Here is a 23,598-nt window from a genome sequence, read left to right as displayed (position 1 = left end):
CGCAAGACGGCAGGAGGAGTAATCATGTTTAGCCTCGATAGCGTTCTCGACGATCTTTGGCCTCAGGCGAGGCCTGCACCCTGGCAAAAAAGTCTGTTAAAAAGGCTGTTTTACGAAGAAGAATTCCAGCAGTTTGCCGCCGCTCACCGCCACCTGAAAGGACTGGATATGGTGGAGCAAGTTCTGGAGCACCTTGATATTCTCTGCACCGTTTCCGCCCGCGATCTCGAACAAATCCCCGAACATGGCCCGCTGGTCATTATTGCCAACCACCCGACAGGCACGCTGGACGGGCTGGCGCTGATGTACGCCGTCTCCCGCGTGCGGCGCGACGTTAAAGTCGTGACCAACCGGATGCTGACCCACCTTGAGCCTCTCAGTTCGCTGTTTATTCCGGTGGACAATATGGGCGGCAGGACGGCGAAATCGTCTCTGGTTCAGATGGAGCAGCATCTGCAAAACGCGGGCGTGCTGATCTTCTTCCCGGCGGGTGAAGTTTCACGCCCCACGCGCAAAGGCATTCGCGATAAAAAATGGCACTCCGGCTTTATCAAACTCGCCAGCAAGCTGCGCGCCCCGCTGCTACCGGTGCATATTCAGGCGCATAACAGCCTGCTCTTTTATGCCAGCACGCTGGTGTCGCCGACCTTGTCGATGCTGCTGCTAATGCAACAGATGTTCCGCCGCCGCCACAGCCAGCTGCCGATTAAAATCGGCCAGCAAATCGCCTGGCATCACTGGCATAGCGCCACGCTTTCGTCACGTGAGATGGCCGAGCAGTGCCGTCAGCACGTGATACGTCTTGGCAAGGGATTGCCTGGCGTCTTCAAAACCCAGTGCGCCATTGCTCGTCCGGAAGACCGGGCCACCCTGAAACGCGAGCTGGCGCAGGCGGAGTGTCTGGGTAAAACCAGCGACGGTAAAACCATCTACCTGTGGCAGCGCAACGGGCAGGAAGAGGCGCCTCTTCTGCGCGAACTGGGCCGCCTGCGCGAGATTGCGTTTCGCGCGGTGGAGGAAGGGAGCGGTAAACGCCGGGACACCGACAGCTACGATGACGATTATCTGCACCTGATCCTCTGGGATGAAGAGGATCTTGAGATCGTCGGCGCGTATCGCTTTATGCCGACGGCCATGCAGATCGAAAAGCGCGGCGTTGAAGGTCTGTACAGCTACAGCCTGTTCCACTACGACGACAAAATGCAGGACGTGCTTGAGCACGGCATTGAGCTCGGGCGCAGCTTTATTCAGCCGCGCTACTGGGGGCGTCGCGGTCTGGACTATTTATGGTCCGGCATCGGGGCTTACCTGGCGCGTTACCCACATTATCGCTACCTGTTTGGCCCCGTCTCCATCTCCGGCGGCTTACCGCCTGCGGCACGGGATCTGCTGGTCGCCTTTTACCGCCTGTGGTTCCCGGCGACGCATCCGCTAGCCGCGTCACGTCAGCCGTATCCGGCATCCTTACCGGACGTGCTGGCACAGTTTGGCGGCGTGGATTACGTGGACGATCTGACGAAGCTGAAATCCCTGCTCGGCAATCTGGGCTGCGGCATACCGCCGCTGTATAAACAGTATTCCGAGCTATGCGAGCCCGGCGGCGTGCAGTTTATTGATTTTGGCAGCGACCCGGCGTTCAACAACTGCGTAGACGGTCTGGTGCTGGTGGATTTGTGCTACCTGAAGGCGAACCGCTATCAGCGGTATATTGAGGCGCACCTTTAATTGGCCGGCAATTGTGCACCGTTTTCGCCGGGTGGCGCTGCGCTTACCCGGCCTACGGGTACTCCTGGATCAGGGGCGGTAAAACGGCTTATCCCCCAAAATCGTCGCCCGCTGCATAATCCTTCGCTGCGGCAGATAGTCCGCGTTGGCGTAGTGCTGCGTCACGCGGTTATCCCAGATCGCCAGGTCGTTCTCCTGCCAGCGCCAGCGCACCTGAAACTCCGGTTTAGTGATATGTGCGAACAGGAAACCTAACAGCGCGTCGCTCTCTTTCTCCGTCACATCCACAATGCGTGTCGTGAACCCTTCGTTCACGAACAGCGCCTGCTTGCCCGTGACCGGATGGGTGCGCACCACCGGGTGCAGCAGCGGCGGATGCTTCGCCACCGCTTCCAGCCAGCGCTGATGCTCCTCTTCGCTTTTACGGTACTTGTATTCCGGGAACGATTTTTTGAAGTCGTGCTCCGCCCGCAGGCCGCTCAGCAGCGTCCGGAACGGCGCAGAGAGCGCCTCAAACGCCGCAATCCCGCTCGCCCACAGCGTATCGCCCCCGGTTTCAGGCAGGAGCTTCGCCGCCAGAATCGCCCCGGCGGGCGGCGTCTCGATAAAGGTGACGTCCGTGTGCCAGTTGTCGTTGTCAGGCGGGTTATCGTTGTGGGTATCCAGAACGATAATCTCCTCCACCCCTTCCGCATGCGGATAGACCGGGTGGATATGCAGGTCGCCAAAACGCAACGCCAGCGCGCGCTGCTGCTGCGGGGTGATCGCCTGCTCGCGCAGGAACACCACCTGATGACGCAGCACCGCGTGGTACAGCTGCTCAAACTGGTTATCGCTCAGCGGGCGGGTCACGTCCAGGCCCGACACCTGCGCGCCAATGTACGGCCCCAGCGGGGTGATGGTCAGTCGTTCACTCATTGTATTTCTCCATGCCAGGGCGTCAGGCGGCGCTGTAGCGCGCGCAGCCCCAGTTCTAATCCGAAGGCGATCGCGGCAATCACCGCGATCCCTGCCAACACCACGTCAGTCGCCAGGAACTCTCCCGCCGACTGAACCATAAACCCTAATCCTCGCGTGGCGGCGATCAGCTCTGCCGCCACCAGCGTGGACCAGCCCACGCCGAGGCCGATGCGCAGCCCGGTTAAAATCTCCGGCAGCGCGCCGGGTAGAATCACGAACAGCAGCACCTGCGTGCGGCTGGCGCCCAGCGACTGCGCCGCACGAATGCGCACCTGCTGGGCACTCTTCACGCCCGCCAGCGCCGACATGGCAACCGGCGCGAAAATCGCCAGATAAATCAGCAGAATTTTCGACGTTTCGCCGATACCGAACCAGATCACCATCAGCGGCAAATAGGCCAGCGGCGGCACCGGGCGGTAAAGCTCAATCAGCGGGTCAAGGATGCCGCGCACCGTCGGGCTTAGGCCCATCGCGATCCCGACCGGGATACCGATAACCACCGCCGCCAGCAGCGCCACCAGAATGCGCGTCAGGCTTGCGCCGAGATGCTGCCAGAGCGTAGCGTCCATAAAGCCCTGCGGCCCGGCGATGGAGATGAGTTTCGCCAGCACCTGTCCCGGCGGCGGCAGAAACAGCGGGCTGACCCACTGCTGGGCCGCAACCGCCCACCACGCAGCCAGCAGCACCAGCAGCGTACCGACGCTCAGAGTAATTTGACGTGAGAAAGGCCAGCGCAGCGCCAGACGCGTGCGGCGCGTTTTTTCACTAAAGACGATGCTCATGAGAAGGCCTCCCGCTGTTCGAACACGCGGCTTAAGACGTATTCACGCTGCTCAATAAACCGCGGATCTGATTTGATGCTGCGCACCGGCTCCCCGGCTACGTAGCGGCGGGCGAAATCCAGCGGCAGCCGCTCCAGCACGCGCCCCGGCCCCGGCGAGAGCAGCACCAGCTCGGTCGCCATAAACACCGCCTCTTCGATATCGTGGGTAATCAACAGCACCTGCTTGCCCGTCTCATGCCACAGGCGCAGCAGCAGGGTTTGCATCTGCTCGCGGGTAAAGGCGTCCAGCGCCCCGAACGGCTCGTCCAGCAGCAACAGCTGCGGATTCGCCGCCAGCGCGCGGGCGATCCCGACGCGCTGACGCTGGCCGCCGGAAAGCTGCCAGATAAAGCGTTTTTCCGCCCCTTCCAGCCCCACTTTTTTCAGCATCGCCCGCGCGGTTGCCAGCCGCTGTTCACGGTTCACGCCCGCAAGCTGGAGCCCAAACGCCACGTTCTCCTGCACGTTGCGCCACGGAAGCAATCCTTCGTTCTGAAAGACCACGCCGCGCTCGGCGCCAGGGCCATCCACCTTTTTGCCTTCCAGCTGAATGGTGCCGTGCTGATACGGTACAAACCCGGCGATCAGATTCAGCAGCGTGGTTTTTCCGCAGCCGGACGGGCCGAGCACCACCAGCAGTTCACCGCTGCCCAGCGTCAGGTTGATGTCCTCCAGCGCGGGTTTACCACCGTAATCGGCATACAGGTTCGTAATGTTCAGCATGGCGGACTCCTTATTTCACAAAGCGGTCGGTGACGTACTGACTGTAATCCGCCGCGACCGCAGGCACTTTGCCCTGCTCTTTGAGGAAAGTGGCGGTATCTACAATCGCTTTGCTCACCGGCCCGTTTAGCTGCTGCACCTGCTGCGCGGGGGTCAGATAGGTATTGCCCCTCACCAGCCCCGGCACGTCCGCTTCCGGCACGCCGCTCAGGCGGGAGAGTTTTTTCAGATTGGCGGGCTGCTTCAGCCACTCATCCGGGTTGCTGATGTACGGCTGCTGGGCGTCAATCGCGCTTTTCGCGAAGGCTTTGACTACCTCAGGATGTTTCTCGGCGAAGTCTTTACGCACGACCCACACGTCGAGGGTTGGCGCGCCCCACTGGCCCACTTTTTCGGAGTCGGTCAGCACGGTGCCGTCTTTTTCCAGCTCGTTTACTGCCGGTGCCCACACGTAGGCCCCGTCAATATCCCCGCGCTGCCAGGCGGCGATAATCGCCGGCGGCTGAAGATTGATGATTTGCACCTGCCCCGGCTTGATGCCCCAGTGTTTGAGCGCCGCCAGCAGGCTGTAGTGGGTGGTGGAGATAAACGGCACAGCGATGCGTTTGCCGATCAGGTCTTCCGGTTTGGTGATGTTTTTCTTCACCACCAGCGCTTCGGAATTACCAAGCTGCGAGGCGAGGAGGAACACCTCAATCGGTACCTGCTGGCTGGCCGCGACCGCCAGCGGGCTGGAGCCGATATTGCCAATCTGCACGTCGCCGGAAGCTAACGCACGCACGACGGACGCACCGCTGTCGAACTTGCGCCAGTCGACTTTCGCGCCGCTCTCCTTCGCAAAGGTATTGTCCGCCTGCGCAACCTTCGCCGGCTCAGCCGAAGTTTGATACGCGACGGTAACGTCCACCGCCTGCGCCTGAAATGCCCACAGCGCCAGCGCGCCGAGAAGTGTGATTCGCGATGAAATTGCCATAGTGCCTGCTCCCCTGTTGTTATGAGGGCAGTATTTCCGGCGCGGGAATTTTGATAAAGGAATAAAAAAGAATCGCTAATGACGATTCGTTTTTAGAAAAAAAGCGGGAAAGGATAGTTGATTTTGTGCGGTTGGTTTGTGCCGGGTGGCGCCTGCGCCTTACCCGGCACAAACTCAGCGCTGCGCGTTCAGCTCTGCAATATCCTTCGGCGTGGTCCGACAACATCCGCCGATTAACTTCGCTCCCGCCGCCAGCCACTGCGGCAGATACCCCGCCAGCGTCTCGCACGCTTTGCCGTGGTGGTGCCAGGTTTTGGTTACCGCATCATAATGCTCGCCCGAGTTCGGGTAGACCACCAGCGGCAGCGGCGTCAGGCTTTGCAACTGCTTCAGCGCCGCCGTGGTGTTTTCCAGCGCGATACAGTTGATGCCCAGCGCGACGACCTGCGGATAGTCCTCCAGAGAAGAAACCACCTCCCGCAGCGGCGTGCCGTCGCTCAGGTGCTCGCTGTCGCGCAGGGTGAAGGAGAACCACGCCCGTGCGCGGGGATACGCCGTCAGCAACGCGGCCAGCGCCTTTATTTCCGTGAACGACGGCAGCGTTTCGCAGGCCAGCAGGTCTGAACCCGCGTCCAGCAGCGCTTCCACGCGCGGGCGATGGAATTCTGTGAATTCTTCGGCACTGCGCACGTAGTCGCCGCGATACTCTGAGCCGTCTGCCAGATACGCGCCGTACGGCCCAACGGAGCCCGCTACCAGCAGCGTGCCCGCGTGCGGGTTTTCGGCCAGGTACGCTTCGCGGGCCTTACGCGCCAGCTCCACGCTTTTGCCAATCAGCGCGCGGGACTGTGCCTCATCCAGACCGCGTGCCGCAAAGCCCGCAGGCGTGGCCTGGTAGCTGGCGGTGATCGCCACCTGCGCGCCCGCGCGGTAGTAATCAAGATGCACTTCACGGATAAGATCCGGGTTTTCCACCAGCACTTTGGCCGACCAGAGGCTGTCAGCAAGGTTACAGCCGCGCGCTTCCAGCTCCGTTGCCATTGCGCCATCCAGCACCACAAACGGCTGTTTTTCAAGGATGGCGGTAAGCGGATTATTCTGCGACATGTTCAGGCTCCTGCGATGTCATATTTCGGGTCAGGTAGTAGGCACCATAACACAGGGCGACGAACGGAAGCCCGCAATAAAGGGCAATGCGCTGGCTGGGGTCAAACCACAGGCCGACGCAGGCCACCACGCAGAGGATAAAACCGAGCACCGGCACCAGCGGGTACCACGGCGCGCGGTACTGCAGCGCAGAGAGCGGCTGGCCGGACTGCAGATGACGGCGACGGAAAACGAAGTGCGACGCGCAGATGCTGATCCACACCGCCACCACCGCAAAGCCAGAAATGGCCGAGAGTGCGACAAACACCGTGTCCGGGGCCACCACGCTTGAGAACAGCGCCAGCACGCCGCCGAGCATGGAAACCGAGAGCGCCGTCAGCGGCACGCCGTTTTTGTTCACGCGGGCAAAGCAGCGCGGGAGCGTTTTCTCATTCGAGAGCGACCACAGCATGCGCCCGGAGGCGTACAGCCCGGAGTTCGCCGCCGAGAGGATCGCCGTCAGGATCACGAAGTTAAAAATATCAGCGGCATAAGGAATACCGACCTTTTCAAACACCAGCACGAACGGGCTTTTTTCCACGCCCGCCTGCTGCATCGGGATCAGCGCCGCCAGCACAAACACGGTGCCGATAAAGAAGATGATCAGCCGCGCGATGGTGGTGCGGATCGCAACCGGAATGACCTTGTGCGGATTTTCCGTTTCACCCGCCGCGATGCCGATAAGCTCGGTCCCGGAGAAGGCAAAATTCACCGCCACCATGGTCATCAGGATCGGCAGGCCGCCGTGCGGGAACCAGCCCTCGGCGGTGAGGTTGCTTAAGCCCGGCGCGGGTGAACCGTCCTGCATCGGGATGAAACCAAAGACCGCCGCCCCGCCGAGGATGATAAAGGCGATGATGGTGATGACCTTCACCAGCGAGAACCAGAATTCCCCTTCGGCAAAGAAGCGCGTGGAGATGACGTTAAGGCCGAAAATCACTACGCAAAAGACCACGCACCACGCCCAGACGGGCACCTGCGGGAACCAGTACTGCATGCAGAACCCGGCGGCGGTAAAGCTCGAACCGAGCGCCACCGTCCAGGTGAGCCAGTAGAGCCACGCCACGGTATAGCCCGTCGCCGGGCCGAGATAGCGGGCGGCATAGACGTGGAACGCGCCGGTTTCCGGCATCGCCACGGAGAGCTCGCCCAGACACTGCATCACCAGCCAGACCACCAGCGCGCCGATCAGGTACGCCAGCAGCGTGCCCGCCGCACCGGTGGTGGAAATGATGTATCCGGTATTGAAGAATAACCCTGTCCCAATCACGCCGCCCAGCGAGAGCATAATCAGGTGGCGTGTTTTCATGGTGCGCTTAAGCTGTCCATTTTCTTGTTGTGTTTGCATATTACCTTCTATACGTATGGACATCTAAACATCCAAAGAAGGTGTTATACCGCGATTGTTAATAAAAAGCTAGATGACCAGACGCAAACGGGCGCGCCGCGCGCTGAGTCTGGGGTGGGTTGTGAGGATCACATAAAGAATGGGACGCCAGGCCATAAGCACCTCCGCAAGCAGATACTAACAGCATGGTGCGGGAGCGTGCGATCTTCGGTCAGTCGAAAGTGCTATCCGAGAAGCGCAAATTCATACTGCGATATTGCTGAACTGGCCGCCGGGTTGGTAATTCTCGCAATCGGTTCTATAGTCGTCACAGTTTCTTAGTAACCAGGACTGACTGATGCGCTTTAACGGACTGACCAAAGGTTTCTTTATTTTCATTCTCGCCCTTGTGACCTGGGCCTTCTTCGACGTGCTGTCGCCCTACTTCTCCGCGATACTGTGGGCCGCTATTCTGACCGTCATTTTCAACCCGGTAAAAAACAAATTGCGCGCCGCGCTGGGGGATCGCAACGGGCTGGCCTCGCTGCTGACGATTGGCATTATCTGCCTGATCGTCTTTATCCCGCTGATGGTGATCCTCTCCTCGCTCGCCATTGAGTTGAACGTGGTTTACACCAAACTGCAGGAGAACAACACCCAGTTCCCGGAAGTGGTGGCAAGCATCTTCAACCATCTGCCGGACTGGGCCAGCGGCTTCCTGGCGGATCACAACCTGACCAACGCGGCGCAGATCCAGAAAAAACTCTCCGACGTCGCGCTGCAGGGCGGGCAGTATCTGGCGGGCAGCGCGTTCCTGATCGGCAAAGGCACGTTTGGCTTTGCGATTAGCTTCGGCATCATGCTTTATCTGTTGTTCTTCCTGCTGAAGGATGGACCGTATCTGGTACGCCAGATCCTCGACTCACTGCCACTGTCTGATTTTGTTAAACAGCACCTGTTCGCCAAGTTCGTCGGCGTCTCCCGGGCGACGGTGAAAGGGACGGCAGTAGTGGCCGTCGTTCAGGGCACGCTCGGCGGGATCGCGTTTGCCATCGTGGGCATCGACGGCAGCGTGCTCTGGGGCGCGCTGATGGCGTTCCTCTCGCTGGTCCCCGCCGTCGGCTCGGCGATTGTCTGGGTGCCAGCCGCCATTTACCTGTTCGCCACGCACCAGCTCTGGCAGGGGCTGTTTATTGTTGGCTTCTTCGTGATTATTGTCGGGCTGGTGGACAATATCCTGCGCCCGCTGCTGGTGGGGAAAGACACCAAAATGCCGGACTACCTGATTTTAATCACTACCCTCGGCGGTATGGAGCTGTACGGCATTAACGGCTTTGTGATTGGGCCGCTCATCGCCGCGCTGTTTATCGCCTGCTGGAACCTCTTCTCCGGCCGCGATCACGCGGGCAATGCCGAAGAGCTGGACGCCGAGTTCATCGAAGAGGGAAAAAACTCTCCAGATTTGTAGGGACGTGACGATAACGACCACATCAGGCGGCGCTGTGCCGCCTTTTTTTTCGCCTTAAATCATACGTTTTCTATAATTTGAAGAACGCCATCCTCTTTATGCGGTAAAAGGATCTCCAGGTGCGAATCGCGACAATAACCAACTGGGCCTACGGTGCCACGGTCTGCCTGACTATCGCCTCCGGCATTATCATGCTGATGGCCTCCGGTGCTGACAACGCCGAACGTCAGGCCATTGAACAACGCCAGCGTTTTGATGAGCTTACAGAAAATATTGAAACCGACGCCTGGATACAGTCCGATTTAGCGCGCCTGTATGTCATCAAAAAAAATCCGCAAATCCTGGATGAGTACAATGCGTCAGAGCAAAAACTGAAGAGCATCGAGCTGAAGCTGGAGAAACTGCAGGACACCGGCGCTTCAGATGACGAGCTGGCCCTGCTGCATGATGGTTTAAAAATCATTGATGCACTGCAGGATGAGCAGCAGGCGGCACTGACGAGCGTGGCCCGGGGTGAAGATGCGCAGGCCGTTGCCCTGCTCTATGGCATGCCCTACGAGCAGGAGCTTGAGCGCGCACAAACCCAAATCGATCGCTTTCGCCAGATACTCGACAAACGTGTCATTGCCTCCGTGCGGGAGGCGACGAAAAAATCGAAAGCGCTGCGTACGGCTTCTGAAGTGATGGTTGGCCTGACCGCCCTGCTGTTCTTGTTTGTGCTCGGCTTTATATTAAAACGCCGCGTGCTGCACCCGGTGGTACGCCTGAGCGACGTGGTTCACCGTCTGGCCTCTCAGGACTTCGCGGTTGAAACGCCTAACTTTAACCAGATTGATGAGATTGGCGATATGGCCCAGGCCATCCGCATCTTTCGTGAAAACGGCCTTGCGCGACAGCGTCTGGAAAAAGAGCGCGACGCCGACTGGGCCATCCGCGAGCTGCTGGCGCGCATGACCCAGCGGCTGCAGGGGTGTGAAAACTTTGACGACGTGATTAACGTGGCGGAGCTGTTTGCGCCCAATATCGCGCCGGGGATAGCGGGCCGGCTCTACGTTTTTGACCGCGATCCGTGGCAAATGCGCTGCGTCGCCCAGTGGCTTTCACCGGCAGATGATGAGGCCACGTTCCACCCCGATGCGTGCTGGGCCGTGCGTCGCGGTCAGAGCCATCCGCCGGTTAACGGTGAACCGGATGTCGCCTGCTATCATCTCCCGGAATCACAGGCGGAAAGCGCGCTGTGCGTACCGCTTATCGCCCAGGGCGAGGCCATTGGGTTGCTCTCGTTCCAGAACATCACTCCGGAAAATGCTCCTGCACGTGCGTATCTGGAACTGATGGCCGAGGCGCTCGGACTGGCGCTGGCGAATCAGCGCCTGCGCGACGCGCTGCTGGAAAAAGCCTTGTTTGACCCGCTTACCGGCCTGCGTAATCGTCATCATCTGGAAGACACCCTGCACACGCAAATGACGCAGGCCATGCGCAACGGCGAGCCGTTAAGCTGCATGATGATCGACATCGATCACTTCAAGAGCATTAACGACCGCTTTGGTCACGAGGCCGGCGATCAGGTAATCAAAAACGTGGCGACGATTGTTCAGCGGGCCGCGCACGACGGCGGGCTGGCATTCCGCTACGGGGGCGAGGAGTTTCTGGTTCTGCTTCCCGGGGCCGGTGAAGCAGAAGCGCACGCCTGCGCGCAGAAGATTTACAACGGCGTGCATGCGCTATCGCTTCGCTACGGGCTGACCGAGATTGGGCCGGTGGATGTGTCAATTGGTATCGCCAGCTATCCAGAGCATGCTCAAAGTGACAACCTGCTGCGCGCCGCGGACGTGGCACTGTACCGGGCGAAAGAGCTGGGACGCTCGCGAATTGTGAGTTTTGGGATGCTGGAGGCGGGTTAGACCGCCCGCCGGGTGGCGAACGCGAAAATATCTGGCATCAAAAATTATAAACTTTTCGTGATATTCTTTTTTAATAAAGTTTACCTTATATACTCTTTTCAGAGAGTAAAACGCACGTTATAAAAATAGTGGCTTTTCAGTCTATTATTCTTTAGCGCGTCTATAATCGCCTCATCATAAAAATATCCTCTGGCATATTACCGCGATTATAAAAAAATAATCGCCTCAACTTTATCCCTGTATTGATGCGTGGCTCGCCGATGTTCGTGCGCGTGACAGGTATTATTCTTTCACACTGGAAAAACGTCTATGTCTAATGTGGATTTACGATCCAAAAAATCCTGGGGAGCGCTGGCCATCATCGCCGCGATCGTGGGCGCGATAGCATCCGCATTTGCGTGGACGGCGGGTTGGATCGGTTCTCGCACCACCAGTCAGGCATTAGTCTCGGAAACACCAACGCCGTTTCCTCCCGGATTTCGCCGGGCACACGGCAAAGGAATGTGTTTTACGGGAAACTTCATTCCAGCCGGTTCAGCAACGTCTTTGTCAACCGCGCGCCTTTTTTCCCAGCAGCATACCCCTGTTGTCGGACGGTTTTCCATCGGCACTGGCGACCCCCACGCGGCGGATAGCTCAACGAAAACCCTGAGCATGGCCCTGATGTTCAGAACAGACGATAACCAGCAGTGGCGTATGGCAATGAACAACGAACCCTTCTTTGCGACCCGGGACCCTGAAGGATTTCTGGCGCTGCACCAGGCAACCGCGCCAGACCCGGCCACCGGCAAGCCGGATCCACAGCGCCTCGCGGCATTCTTAAAAGCCTATCCGGAAGCAGAGAAATACCTCAAATGGGCGGCACAAAAGCCCGCCCCCGGGAGCTTTGCCGGCGCAACGTTCTACAGCATTAACGCCTTTTACCTCGTGGACGGTCTCGGAAATCGCCAGGCGGTACGCTGGATAATGCGCCCGCACGATCCTTTTGTGTCGCTGAGCGAGGAGCAGCGCCAGAAGGCCGATCGCAACATCATGTTCGAGGGCGTCAGCCAGAGGCTTGCTCAGAAGCCTCTCTACTGGGATTTTGTTCTGCAACTCGCCCAGCCGGGCGATCCGGTGGATGACCCTTCCCGGCCGTGGCCTAACGATCGCAGGCAGATCGTGGCCGGTACGCTGGAAGTGGCGCGCGTCGAAGCCCAGGCTGACGGTCCGTGCCGCGACGTTAACTTCGACCCCTCGACGGTTCCTTCGGGTGTGAACGTGTCTGACGATCCGGTGTTAAACGCGCGTTCTGCCGCGTATTCACACTCCTTTAGTCACCGGGAACGGGAAATTGGTTACGGCAAAGCCACCGAAGCTGTTGAAAAGCAGGAGGTAAAATGAACCCGAATCAAGAACATGGAAAAGCGCCGCAGCATTTCAACGCCCTGGCAAGAGGACTACACTGGCTAATGGCGGCGATGATTCTTGCCATGCTGTTTATTGGTACCGCAATGATGACGACGCTTCATCACCGGATTGCGCTTATCGACCTGCATCGCCCTCTGGGGATTGCCATATTACTGCTGGCGCTGCTCCGTCTGGTGAACCGACTTCGTAGCAAGACGCCCCGGCTGCCTGCTGATTTACCCTTCTGGCAAGTGCTTGCGGCTAAAGCGTCGCACTGGCTGCTGTATACGCTCATGCTGGCAATGCCATTTTTGGGCTGGGCGCAGCTGTCGGCAGCAGGCTTGCCCGTCGTCATGTTCGAGGGATTTAATCTCCCACCGATTTTGCCAGTAAGCCCAACCCTTTTCGCCTGGTGCCACGATGCGCATAGCCTTCTGGCAAAACTCCTTTTTGCCGTGGTGCTATTACATATTTCTGCTGCATTAGTACATGCCTGGATCTACCGGGATAGCGTTTTTGCCAGCATGACAAAAAGCGGCAACCAGAAAAATTAAATAAAAAAATGGCCTTTTTATCCGTTCTCGAATAAAAAATCGCCGGAGTGTGATAATTAAACGGCACAATTAGCGCGACATATAAATTGGCGAAAAATAACCAGGCGTCGTTGTCCCGGTAACCTGCAGTCTGGGGCATCCGACGTTATGGTTAGCAACGCTGCCCGGGCGATGCCTCGTGCGCGTCAATAAAAAACGATCGTTTTTTAGCCGAAAGCGACTTTATTCACATAATGGTCGCGTACTTAAAAAAAGAAGCACTCCCAGTGCTGTCAAACCCGCTCACACCAAACCACTTCAACTCGATGATTTTAAAGCAGTTTCCTGCAATGCATATCCAAAAACGGTAGCGTCTCAACAAAATACATAAACTAGTAGGATAACTAAATTATAATTCATATACTTCTGTGCAAAAGTGGAGGCCATAATGCGATTAATCCTAATGCTGGTGTGCTGTCTGGTTCAGAGTTTAGCCTGGGCGGGTGAACTGCCGAAACCCGCCGGAAAACCCATTTTGACGATTTACGGGAATATAGAAAATACTAACGAAGATGGAAAAGCAGTGTTTGATCTCGCAAGCCTTGAAAAACTCGGGATGGTGAGTTTCGAGACGACATCTCCCTGGTATACGGGCAGGACGAAGTTTGAGGGGGTTCCAATGAACAAACTCATGGATTATGTTGGAGCAAAGGGTTCTGTCGTTAATGTTATTGCCCTTAACGATTACGCTACCGCTATTCCTCTCAGCGATTTTAAGAAGTATAACGCTATTCTTGCCTTAAAGATTAATGGCGAATATATGCGTATCCGCGATAAAGGCCCATCATTCATTGTATACCCTTATGACAGTCTTCCTGAGTTGAATAATCAAATTTATTACTCGCGTTCAGCATGGCAGGTTAGCAAAATGAAGATTGAATAGCAGTTCAGGAGAACATAATGAACAGGATACTGGTTGGTATCATTTTTTCTCTTTTTATCACGACGGGATATATTGCATTTCTTGTTTACGATCGTCAGCAAGAGCTGCAAAAACTGACTCACTACACTGAGTCCTGGTCCGTGGCTCAACTGGTATCAGAGTACTACCGATTTGAATCATGGCTTGGTCTATACGCAACCGATACCGATGACGTTACGATAGACCAGGCCCGCATGCGTCTCGAAATTATGCTCAGCCAGGGCGAGTTACTGAACGGGGGAGACTTAGGCCGCTATATTGAGAGCGATAAAACGCATCAAGAGATCGCTGCACGCCTGAAAGAAATACTGGCGTATCTGGACAGTAACCTGGAAAAAATGAGCCATGAAGAATTAAAAAAGTACCTGGCAAATATGCACCTGCTCGACGCGCCGCTCAGTCAACTGTCTTCAAGCGCATTAACCAAAGATATTAACACAATTAATGAATCTAACCATAAAATACAGATCCTATATTATATTTACTCTGTACTTTCGTTACTTCTGGTGATATTAAGCTTTATTCTGGGGTTCTTAATGATCTATCAGAATAAAAATATTCTTAAAGCCCACATGCAGGTTAAAACCCTCGCTGACGAACTTCAGCGGTCAAAAGAAACGCTGCAAATACAGAATTCGAAGCTGGAATATGATGTGTATCATGACTCCCTTACCGGCATGAAAAACCGTCTATTCTTCTGGGACGATCTCAATAAAATTACCCTTCAGGCAGATAAAAACCATACCCCTGTTACGGTGATGTTATTTGATTTAGATCGGTTCAAAGAGGTCAACGATACCTATGGCCATGACGCTGGCGATTTACTGTTGAATCAGGTATCCCGACGGCTTACCTCAATGAGTAACGCGACGGATACGTTTTACCGCCTGGGCGGTGACGAATTTGCACTTCTCTCCAGCGGCCTGACCGAGAACGCAGCGGTTTTGCGCGCCAAAGAGATCAGCGCTCACATCAGTCTGCCCTATACGATCAATAACCAGCTGATAAAAATTGCCACCTGTGTAGGTATCGTTTTATCTGATAATGAGCGGCGCTCTGATTATCTCTATAAATTTGCCGATCTGGCCCTCTACGAAGCCAAAAAAGAGGGCTCACAGCAGATAAAAGTCTTCCGTCAGTGGATGCTGCAGAAGCTGCAGGAAAGCAGAACCCTTGAGCATGATATGGCTCTCGCAATCAGCAACCATGAATTCGTTGTTTATTACCAGCCTATTGTCGATTCATTCAGCAATGAAATTTACGGCTATGAAGCGCTTATTCGCTGGATACACCCGGTAAAGGGGATTTTGTCGCCTGATTACTTTATTTCTGTTGCTGAAAAAACAGGGATGATTAATGAGATTGGCAAAAATGTGCTTGAACTTGCCTGCCGGGAGGCAGCTTCCTGGGCGGTTCCGGCCAGAATCTCGGTAAACGTCTCACCTGTTCAGCTGGGGACTAAATCATTTACTGCAATGGTTCAGTCCATCCTGAAAGAGACAGGCCTGCCGGCCAGCCGCCTTGAGCTGGAAGTTACGGAGTCTTCGCTCTTCAGTGACAGCAACACGCCGCTTACTATTCTCAAAAAACTCAGATCGCTGGGGGTAAAAATCTCCATTGATGATTTCGGAACGGGTTATTCTTCGCTCTCGAGGCTGAGTGAACTCAATTTTGATAAAATTAAAATTGATAAATCCTTTGTGAATCCGATATCCACCCAAGACGATGCGCTTAATATCGTTAAACTGATAACCGGCATGGCGAAGAGCCTCAATATGCGGGTCATTGCAGAAGGTGTGGAAACCGAAGCGCAGCTTGAACGGCTTCAGGCGCTGGGCTGCGATCTCGTGCAGGGCTATCTGTTCGGAAAGCCACAGGCTGAAATCGATAAAAATATAAAAAACGGTACAGTGTGATCTTACCGGGATCACACTTTTCAACCCTGGGTATACACATACAATGACCGGGTGTTATCATTCACCCCGTAAATACCTTTCAACTCAATCCGAGGCTTTGATGCTGGAGAATGTAATCATCCGATAATCAGCTCCCCGACCTTTTCAGGCCGGACTGATTATCAATGCGCCGAAATCGAATGCGGACACCGCTGTGTGTTTGCACGTTTTGCACATGATGATTAAACAGGTTTTCCAGTATGAATTTATCCCGTCAGGAACAGCGTACCTTACACGTTCTCGCCAAAGGTGGCCGTATTGTGCACGTCCGCGATACGTCCGGCCGCGTCACTGCCGTTGAATGCTACAGCCGCGAAGGGCTATTGCTCAGCGACTGCACGCTCGCCGTCTTCAAAAAGCTCAAAACCAAAAAGCTGATCAAATCCGTTAACGGTCAGCCCTACCGTATCAATACTACCGGGCTGAACAACGTCCGTGCCCAGCCTGATAATCGTTAAGGAGAGGATGATGGATATCCCACGCATATTTACTGTTAGCGAAAGCGAACACCGTATTCATAACCCCTTCACGCCAGAAAAATATGCCACGCTCGGGCGCGTGTTACGCATGAAGCCAGGCGCGCGCCTTCTCGATCTCGGCAGCGGTTCGGGAGAGATGCTTTGCACCTGGGCACGCGATCACGGGATTACCGGTACCGGCATCGACATGAGCCCGCTCTTTACCGCGCAGGCAACGCGGCGCGCAGAGGCGCTCGGCGTCAGCGAACGCGTCCATTTTGTGCATAACGACGCGACAGGCTACGTGGCTGATGAACAATGCGACGTGGCGGCCTGTGTTGGCGCCACATGGATTGCGGGCGGCGTCGCCGGGACAATGGACCTGCTGGCACAAAGCCTTAAGCCCGGGGGAATCATGCTCATCGGTGAACCTTACTGGCGACAGGTTCCCGCAACGGAGGAGACGGCTCGGGCTTGCGGCGTCTCCTCCACCGCAGACTTTCTCACCCTGCCCGACCTTGTCGCGTCTTTCGATCGCCAGGGCTATGACCTGGTCGAAATGGTGCTGGCAGATCAGGAAGGCTGGGACAGATACGAAGCTGCGAAATGGATGACCCTGCGCCGCTGGCTGGATCAAAACCCCGACGATGATTTTGCACAGGAGGTGCGCGCGGAGCTGACGGCAGCGCCTAAGCGCCATGTGGCTTACACAAGGGAATATATTGGCTGGGGCGTGTTTGCGTTAATTGCACGATAGGAGGGAGTGCCGGTATAGCCTTTTGGGGCTATACCGGCCTTAAGCATGAAGCGCTCAGCATTGTGAACGCTGCGCTACGCCTGGCATGAAAAAACTTCTATCATTGCTTTTTCCGTTACCGCATTCACAGGCGCTTTATGGACACCCCTTCTTTTCTCTATTTATTGCTTTTCCCGGCCAAAAAGATGATGAAAGTGGGTAAAGCCAATAATATCTATAACCGCATTCAGTCGCTAAAACGGGTCTGGGGCGATGTGGATTATGCCCATTCTTACCGCATTGCGTTACCGCAGTCCGAGGTCTTTAAGCTGGAAAAAATGCTGCATTTTCTTTTGGCCAAATATCAAACGGGCATTGATGCCGGCGACGGCTATACCGAGCTGTTTTCCATTGAGGCGCTGGAGCCCGCCATTAAGCATATTCATTACGTCATTGAACATGGGGTCATTGATGCTCAGCTCCTTCAGGGAATCGAAAAGCCACAGCTTCGGCCCGGCAAAAGCGCGGCGCATCGCCACGCGAAAATGAAAAAGCGGTCAGATACTATGATTAACAACGTTGTCAGGGTGACGGAACAGTTCAGCAGGATAAATCGTTTACTGCTTATCTTGCTATTTAAGCAGCACCGCCTTCGTTATCAATATGACATTGAAGGTAATACCATACTGTTTCGGATAGCAGACAACCGTACTGACCAACGCGATGCTCACAAAATAATGCGCATGTTCAGCTTTTTTATTGAAGACTTCAGATACTTGGGAGGGACCAACTACTGCTCGGGGGTCTTTGGTGAAGGCACGGTCACGCAATACAACGTGGAGTTGATTTCAGGCGACCCTGACGCACATCCTCTGGTGGCCTATCTCGCCTCGCAAACAGAGCGCTTGTTTAATAAATTGCCATCGCGATCGGCGTTATTAATGGAAGATCTGCCGATACTGGAATCGAGCCGAATCCTGCGTAGGGTATTACAGAATGATGACGAGGATTAAGTTGCTTATGCGGCGACACTTAATGCTATTCAAGGCCAAGACGACGTACTGTCATCAAGACAGATGCCCTCTGGTGAATCCTGTATCGCGCTGTGGGAAGTCATGGATTATCGGTACGCCAGTTATATCTGGTGCTAGAAATCGCCGCTGAGGGCTTCTGGTGAAGCGTAGAAGGGATTGATGGGACTGCATGCGCTGGTGTGGAAAAAGATACGCATCTATGACCGCCAGGACGGGAGAATTTCGCCAGGTGAGGGTAGACCTTCTACCCGTTGTGGTAACGTCGCCGTAGTGGCTTTGTATCTGCTGGTGAATAGAAAAGTATGCTTTTATGGCGTTTAATGCTCTGGCAGAATCAAAGGCCTGAAACCTGAAGTTGTGGGGTGACCAGACAAACTCATCCAAAATCCTTGAACAAGTAAACTCACCTCAAATCCTCCCGAATGCTATCCTTCTGTTGATCAAATCGCTGTTGTATACCCCGCTTCACGCCAACGCGCCGAAAAGCAATACCTGACCAAAAAAGCCAAGTACTTAAAAGATACAATATGTTAAATGACTGTACAATTATTGAACAGATGCACTTCAAAACATCAAGTTATCTCCCTTGCGTCAGCCCAAAGCAGCATTGTGTAACTGCATTGCTTGTTGCAGTGAGGCGTGTCGCTGAAGGCATCACGTAGCGATTTTTGGCGAAGAAAAACGCTTTTCACCGAGGGCCTGGGCTGACGGTCTAGCAGATCACCAACAGAGCCGGGGATATTTGAACAGGAGAATGTAAACTGGAAGGATAAAGCAACGGGACACCCACGGGGGCGGGTTGTGAAAGTATTTCCTGTTATCTTCGACCTTATTGCACGTAAAATGACCAGACACATTTTGGGAAGGAGTCTTTAATGGATATTGCGCTGCTCAACAGGGGCTGGAACAGAACATGGTCAGATACCATGGTAAATCTGGAAGCCCGGAAACTCGTCGAAACTGCAAATCGGCTATCAGCATTCTATTTGCAAGATGGTCTTACACGAATCAAGTTTGTCGAAGAGATAAAACAGGTTGTAGATAAAGAATTTGAAACAGCACGACGAGCTAAAACCGATGAAGAATGCATTGCATGCATCAAAAATCTTCGTGCTGAAACAGATAATCTGCTTGAACAAGAGCGTCTGTTAAAAACCAAGTCCGCACAGCTTTACGCGAAGGTTGAGTTTGTTAAGGAAAATAATAAAATCGTCGGATACGTGATTTCAGCTATTCACATTGTGGTTTCTGGAATGGCAATTGCTGGCGGTGCGTTGATGGTCGCAACGATGACACCTTTAGGTATGCTGGCAGGGGCTATCCTTGTAACAGATGGCATTAACGGTCTGTCAAAAGAAATCATTCCCGGTATATATGGAAAACAATATAAAACAGAGGGATTTGTGGCTGATGGCACTATGGAAGCGGCCCAGTTTATGGGTTTCAAGCCTGAAACAGGACTTGCGATTTATAACGCTATTACGTTAACTGCAAATGTATATAGCATCTTTGGATTAGCCAGAAGACCCGAAGCATGGAGGCTATTTAAATGGATGCCCCGTGATTTCTATCGCAAGGTCGATACGATGAGCCGCCCAAAATTAACAATGAAAATAGTAGGTTATGGACTTAAGGCCAAAGTAATATTTGACCTGCTTTCTACTGACACATCGAACCATTAACCTCTGAATTTTCTCCAGAACCGCCAGGATTTGTAAGAAAGGACTGGCGGCTGAATAAATGCAACGATGACTATTGCGATCAGAATTGATATACCACCACCCACGACGGTTTCTTTCGCAGAAAACAACACTAAAATGATAAAAACCATCAGACATGCCGATGTTATCCATAAAACAACCCTGAATCGATTAGCCAGATCCTGAATCGCTTCCCCCAAGGTTCCGCCGTAGCTTTCAACGTTGTTTTTTATCTTCTGCAAATCCGATGGTGTAAACCCTGAACGTAACAAAGCCTCATCAGTCACTTTCATATCGTCTCGTCCCTTATCTTCCAGAAGTGTTTTCCCAATCGCTAATTGTGCAAGCAATCATACTGATGAACTTTACAGCAATCCACATGATGTTTGTGCAATGTATCAGATTTCAGACAATAGCATCCATAAAGCCCCGTTAGTGGTACAAGCAACAAGCGGAGCGTAGCGACTTCATCAGGCCAACCTGGTTGGTTTCGCTTTGCGAAAGTCACCAGTGACCAAATCAGATTGTCAGAGGGATCACACCTTATCAGGGTGCTCGTGTACCTTTCGGAGCGTGAGCGAAGCGCTGGCAGAGCCTGCATGTCGTGTGCAGGTACGTTTACCACTATTCACCTGTTTACGTGGCTCATACGGCCACACATCGGGCTTAAATGCGTGTGATCAATCTGTTTCGGTAGGTTTTAGAGACGTTGGCAGCGTCATCAGCTTCGAGTTGATAGCGGTTCGTGGGGACTGTTCACGCTTTGTACCTGTTCGAGCTTTACAACTACAGGCCGCTACGTGCTAACTTCCCTGAATAGCCACTGTTAACCATAGCGGCAACTGTTGGTCATAGAATCCCTTAAAAAAAGACTGTACCTTGAGAGCGATAATCGTCTTAATTCATTGTTTTTAAAGGATTTTGTTGTGTGAGTGCCGATAATAGGAGTCGAACCTACGACCTTCGCATTACGAATGCGCTGCTCTACCAACTGAGCTATATCGGCCCTGAGAGGCCGGTTACGAGTGTAACCACGGAGCAAAAGGTTAGATCTAACCGGGTGATGCGTCAATGCCCTTTTGAATCAAACGGCTATTTTTGCATCACCCGTGACTATTTACGCACGAATCGTATCGTCACCGAAGCCGATCCACTTATAGGTGGTCAGCGCTTCAAGGCCCATCGGACCGCGCGCGTGCAGTTTCTGCGTGCTGACCGCCACTTCTGCGCCAAGTCCGAACTGGCCGCCGTCCGTGAAACGGGTGGAGGCGTTCACATATACCGCAGAGGAATCCACTTCATTCACAAAGCGATCGGCATTGCGCAGCGTACGCGTCAGGATCGCGTCAGAATGCTGCGTGCCGTGTTCACGAATGTGCGCAATAGCGTCGTCGAGATCCGCAACCACCTTCACGTTCAGCTCCAGCGACAGGAACTCGTCGTCGTACTGCTCCGCTTTTACGGGAACCACGCTAGCCGGGCCACCCTGGAGCAGCGCGAGGGCATTGGTATCAGCGTGCAGCGTCACCCCGCTCTCCGCCATCTGTTTGCTCAGGGCTGGCAGGAAAGTACTCGCAATCCCCTGGTGCACCAGCAGCGTTTCCACGGTGTTACAGGTGCTTGGACGCTGGGTTTTGGCGTTGACGATAATCTTCAGCGCTGGGTCAATTTCGGCGCTGTCGTCTACCACGATATGGCATACGCCGATGCCGCCCGTGATGACCGGAATGGTCGACTGCTCACGGCACAGCTTGTGCAGGCCCGCGCCACCGCGTGGGATCAGCATGTCGATGTATTTGTCCATGCGCAGCATCTCGTTGACCAGCGCGCGGTCAGGGCTCTCAATCGCCTGCACGGCCCCCGCCGGCAAGCCGCACTCTTCAAGCGCCTGCTGGATGACTTTCACCGTCGCGGCGTTGGTGCGCCAGGTCTCTTTCCCACCGCGCAAAATGGCGGCATTACCGGTTTTCAGGCACAGGGAAGCGACGTCAACCGTCACGTTTGGACGGGCTTCATAAATCACGCCGATGACACCGAGCGGCACGCGGCGACGCTCCAGACGCAAACCGCTGTCGAGCAGCCCACCGTCAATCACCTGCCCTACCGGGTCGGCCAGATTACAAACCTGACGAACATCGTCGGCGATACTTTTAAGACGCGCCGGGTTCAGCGCCAGGCGGTCGAGCATCGCTTCGCTCAGGCCGTTTCGACGCGCTTCCAGCAGATCCTGCTCGTTGGCAAGCAAAATGTCCTGAGACTGTGCTTCCAGATAATCAGCGATTTTTTCCAGCACGCGGTTTTTCTCGCGGCTGGAAAGGAGCGCCAGTTTGTAAGAGGCGGCCTTCGCGGCTGCGCCCATTTGTTCCAGCATGTTCTGGCTCCTTAACGAATAATCATGTCATCGCGATGCACGGCAACCGGGCCATATTCATAGCCCAGAATAGCGTCGATCTGCTGCGAGTGGTGGCCCGCAATGCGGCGTAGGGCATCGCTGTTATAGCGGCTTACGCCATGCGCGATGTCGCGACCTTCAAGGTTACGGATGCGGATCACTTCACCACGGGAGAAGTTGCCTGTCACGCTTTTAATTCCTTTAGGAAGCAATGAACTCCCTCGTTCCAGAATCGCCGCGGTTGCCCCTTCATCAACGGTGAGTTCACCGGCAGGCGGCGCGCCAAAGATCCAGCGCTTGCGGTTCTCCAGCGGGGATTCCTGGGCGTGGAAGCGGGTGCCAACGGAAATGCCTTCCATCACGTCGCCAATCACGCCAGGGCGGCTGCCCGCGGCAATGATGGTGTCGATACCGGCGCGGCACGCCACGTCGGCGGCCTGCAGCTTGGTCCCCATCCCGCCCGTTCCGAGGCCGGACACGCTGTCACCGGCGATGGCGCGCAGCGCATCGTCGATACCATGAACATCGGTAATCAGTTCGGCTTCCGGGTTGGAGCGCGGGTCGGCGGTGAACAGCCCCTGCTGATCGGTCAGAAGCAGGAGTTTATCGGCACCGGCCAGGATGGCGGCCAGCGCAGAGAGGTTATCGTTATCGCCCACTTTTATTTCAGCGGTGGCAACGGCATCGTTTTCGTTGATAACGGGAACAATATTGTTGTCCAGCAGCGCGCGCAGGGTATCGCGGGCGTTCAGGAAACGCTCCCGGTCTTCCATATCCGCACGCGTCAGCAGCATCTGCCCGACGTGAATACCGTAGATAGAGAACAGCTGTTCCCAGAGTTGAATGAGTCGGCTTTGTCCCACGGCGGCCAGCAGCTGTTTAGAGGCGATCGTCGCGGGGAGTTCGGGATAACCCAGGTGTTCACGCCCGGCGGCAATCGCCCCGGAGGTCACAATCACAATACGGTGCCCTGCGGCATGCAGCTGAGCGCACTGGCGTACAAGCTCAACAATGTGGGCGCGATTTAGGCGGCGCGATCCGCCTGTTAACACACTGGTACCGAGTTTTACCACCAGCGTCTGGCTGTCACTCATGATTCTCTGCCGTTCAACGATAAGGGAAAGTAATGTCGAACGAACGTTTTAACAGGAGTCAGCCCGGTTGCCAACTGCCTTAGTGCATCACCAGGCACTTTGTTGCGCGGGATCAGGAAGCGTAGCGGCAGAATTTGACAAATTTATTACCGTAATAATAAATCACAGTTTTTTAAAATTATTCTTAGTTTGTCATAAAAGTTTCATTCCAGAACGATAAAACCCTTCCTGTTTTTTCACGGGACTTAAGCATCAGCTTATCGTCCAGCGAATTTT

At 54.8% G+C, this 23,598-nt stretch carries 20 protein-coding genes and 1 tRNA gene; 11 read left to right on the top strand and 10 right to left on the bottom strand.

Features of this window, described 5'->3' with window-relative positions:
* Positions 1-24: 24 nt before the first annotated feature.
* Positions 25-1,725 carry a lysophospholipid acyltransferase family protein gene (locus IM299_RS10360; protein ID WP_126345138.1) on the top strand — a complete coding sequence of 567 codons (1,701 nt, stop codon included), beginning with the start codon at positions 25-27 and terminating at the stop codon, positions 1,723-1,725.
* Between the two features lie 69 nt (positions 1,726-1,794).
* Here the strand turns inward: IM299_RS10360 and tauD are convergent, their stop codons facing one another.
* The 6 genes from tauD to mmuP form a co-directional block, all read right to left on the bottom strand.
* The gene (gene tauD, locus IM299_RS10355; RefSeq protein ID WP_048957568.1) at positions 1,795-2,643 is read right to left on the bottom strand and encodes a taurine dioxygenase; all 849 of its coding nucleotides are present in this window, start codon (positions 2,641-2,643) and stop codon (positions 1,795-1,797) included.
* Entirely contained in the window at positions 2,640-3,467 is an 828-nt protein-coding gene (gene tauC, locus IM299_RS10350; RefSeq protein ID WP_041911117.1) for a taurine ABC transporter permease TauC, read from the bottom strand. Before tauC ends, tauD begins: the two co-directional genes overlap by 4 nt.
* Positions 3,464-4,231, bottom strand: a complete 768-nt coding sequence (gene tauB / locus IM299_RS10345; RefSeq protein WP_048957570.1) for a taurine ABC transporter ATP-binding subunit — start codon at positions 4,229-4,231, stop codon at positions 3,464-3,466. The genes tauC and tauB overlap by 4 nt, the downstream gene beginning before the upstream one ends.
* A gap of 10 nt (positions 4,232-4,241) precedes the next feature.
* Complete coding sequence (gene tauA, locus IM299_RS10340; protein WP_048957571.1) at positions 4,242-5,204, bottom strand: taurine ABC transporter substrate-binding protein; 963 nt, start codon at positions 5,202-5,204, stop codon at positions 4,242-4,244.
* A gap of 174 nt (positions 5,205-5,378) precedes the next feature.
* Positions 5,379-6,311 (bottom strand): homocysteine S-methyltransferase, encoded by a 933-nt coding sequence (gene mmuM / locus IM299_RS10335; RefSeq protein WP_193357446.1) that lies wholly within the window; start codon positions 6,309-6,311, stop codon positions 5,379-5,381.
* Positions 6,298-7,698: an S-methylmethionine permease gene (gene mmuP, locus IM299_RS10330; protein ID WP_041911121.1), complete on the bottom strand. Its 1,401-nt coding sequence runs from the start codon at positions 7,696-7,698 to the stop codon at positions 6,298-6,300. The genes mmuM and mmuP overlap by 14 nt, the downstream gene beginning before the upstream one ends.
* 337 nt (positions 7,699-8,035) lie before the next feature.
* On the opposite strand from mmuP, the gene IM299_RS10325 reads away from it, so the two are divergent.
* The 10 genes from IM299_RS10325 (at position 8,036) to IM299_RS10280 (ending at position 19,818) form a co-directional block, all read left to right on the top strand.
* Positions 8,036-9,145 (top strand): AI-2E family transporter, encoded by a 1,110-nt coding sequence (locus tag IM299_RS10325; protein WP_047367583.1) that lies wholly within the window; start codon positions 8,036-8,038, stop codon positions 9,143-9,145.
* Between the two features lie 119 nt (positions 9,146-9,264).
* Positions 9,265-11,049, top strand: a complete 1,785-nt coding sequence (locus IM299_RS10320) for a diguanylate cyclase (RefSeq protein ID WP_048957574.1) — start codon at positions 9,265-9,267, stop codon at positions 11,047-11,049.
* A gap of 309 nt (positions 11,050-11,358) precedes the next feature.
* Positions 11,359-12,432 (top strand): catalase family peroxidase, encoded by a 1,074-nt coding sequence (locus tag IM299_RS10315; RefSeq protein ID WP_193357445.1) that lies wholly within the window; start codon positions 11,359-11,361, stop codon positions 12,430-12,432.
* On the top strand, positions 12,429-12,992 hold the full coding sequence (locus IM299_RS10310) for a cytochrome b (RefSeq protein WP_193357444.1): 564 nt from the start codon (positions 12,429-12,431) through the stop codon (positions 12,990-12,992). Before IM299_RS10315 ends, IM299_RS10310 begins: the two co-directional genes overlap by 4 nt.
* 427 nt (positions 12,993-13,419) lie before the next feature.
* Positions 13,420-13,914 (top strand): molybdopterin-dependent oxidoreductase, encoded by a 495-nt coding sequence (locus IM299_RS10305; protein ID WP_028012099.1) that lies wholly within the window; start codon positions 13,420-13,422, stop codon positions 13,912-13,914.
* A gap of 17 nt (positions 13,915-13,931) precedes the next feature.
* Positions 13,932-15,869 carry a bifunctional diguanylate cyclase/phosphodiesterase gene (locus IM299_RS10300; RefSeq protein ID WP_048957578.1) on the top strand — a complete coding sequence of 646 codons (1,938 nt, stop codon included), beginning with the start codon at positions 13,932-13,934 and terminating at the stop codon, positions 15,867-15,869.
* Between the two features lie 239 nt (positions 15,870-16,108).
* Complete coding sequence (locus IM299_RS10295) at positions 16,109-16,366, top strand: YjhX family toxin (RefSeq protein WP_028012097.1); 258 nt, start codon at positions 16,109-16,111, stop codon at positions 16,364-16,366.
* Positions 16,367-16,376: 10 nt separating this feature from the next.
* Complete coding sequence (locus tag IM299_RS10290) at positions 16,377-17,123, top strand: cyclopropane-fatty-acyl-phospholipid synthase family protein (RefSeq protein WP_048957579.1); 747 nt, start codon at positions 16,377-16,379, stop codon at positions 17,121-17,123.
* A 137-nt stretch (positions 17,124-17,260) separates the two neighbouring features.
* Positions 17,261-18,115 carry a GIY-YIG nuclease family protein gene (locus IM299_RS10285; RefSeq protein WP_041911128.1) on the top strand — a complete coding sequence of 285 codons (855 nt, stop codon included), beginning with the start codon at positions 17,261-17,263 and terminating at the stop codon, positions 18,113-18,115.
* Positions 18,116-19,011: 896 nt separating this feature from the next.
* Positions 19,012-19,818, top strand: coding sequence for a DUF4225 domain-containing protein (locus IM299_RS10280; protein WP_193357443.1), 807 nt, complete (start codon positions 19,012-19,014; stop codon positions 19,816-19,818).
* Here IM299_RS10280 and IM299_RS10275 read toward each other — a convergent pair.
* From IM299_RS10275 to proB, 4 genes are all read right to left on the bottom strand, one after another.
* A complete protein-coding gene (locus IM299_RS10275; RefSeq protein ID WP_041911130.1) occupies positions 19,815-20,129 on the bottom strand; it encodes a hypothetical protein in 315 nt (104 codons plus the stop codon). The genes IM299_RS10280 and IM299_RS10275 overlap by 4 nt on opposite strands.
* Before the next feature lie 640 nt (positions 20,130-20,769).
* A tRNA-Thr gene (locus IM299_RS10270) sits at positions 20,770-20,842 on the bottom strand.
* A gap of 111 nt (positions 20,843-20,953) precedes the next feature.
* Positions 20,954-22,207, bottom strand: a complete 1,254-nt coding sequence (gene proA, locus IM299_RS10265) for a glutamate-5-semialdehyde dehydrogenase (protein ID WP_193357442.1) — start codon at positions 22,205-22,207, stop codon at positions 20,954-20,956.
* Positions 22,208-22,218: 11 nt separating this feature from the next.
* Entirely contained in the window at positions 22,219-23,322 is a 1,104-nt protein-coding gene (proB, locus tag IM299_RS10260) for a glutamate 5-kinase (RefSeq protein WP_014882684.1), read from the bottom strand.
* Between the last annotated feature and the right edge of the window lie 276 nt (positions 23,323-23,598).

Origin of the sequence: Enterobacter cloacae complex sp. P47BA (genome assembly GCF_014930485.1) — a bacterium.
In the GTDB taxonomy this organism is placed as follows: Bacteria; Pseudomonadota; Gammaproteobacteria; order Enterobacterales; family Enterobacteriaceae; genus Enterobacter; species Enterobacter bugandensis.
Note: the sequence above shows the minus strand (reverse complement) of the source record. Positions and strands in the feature narration are given on the sequence as shown.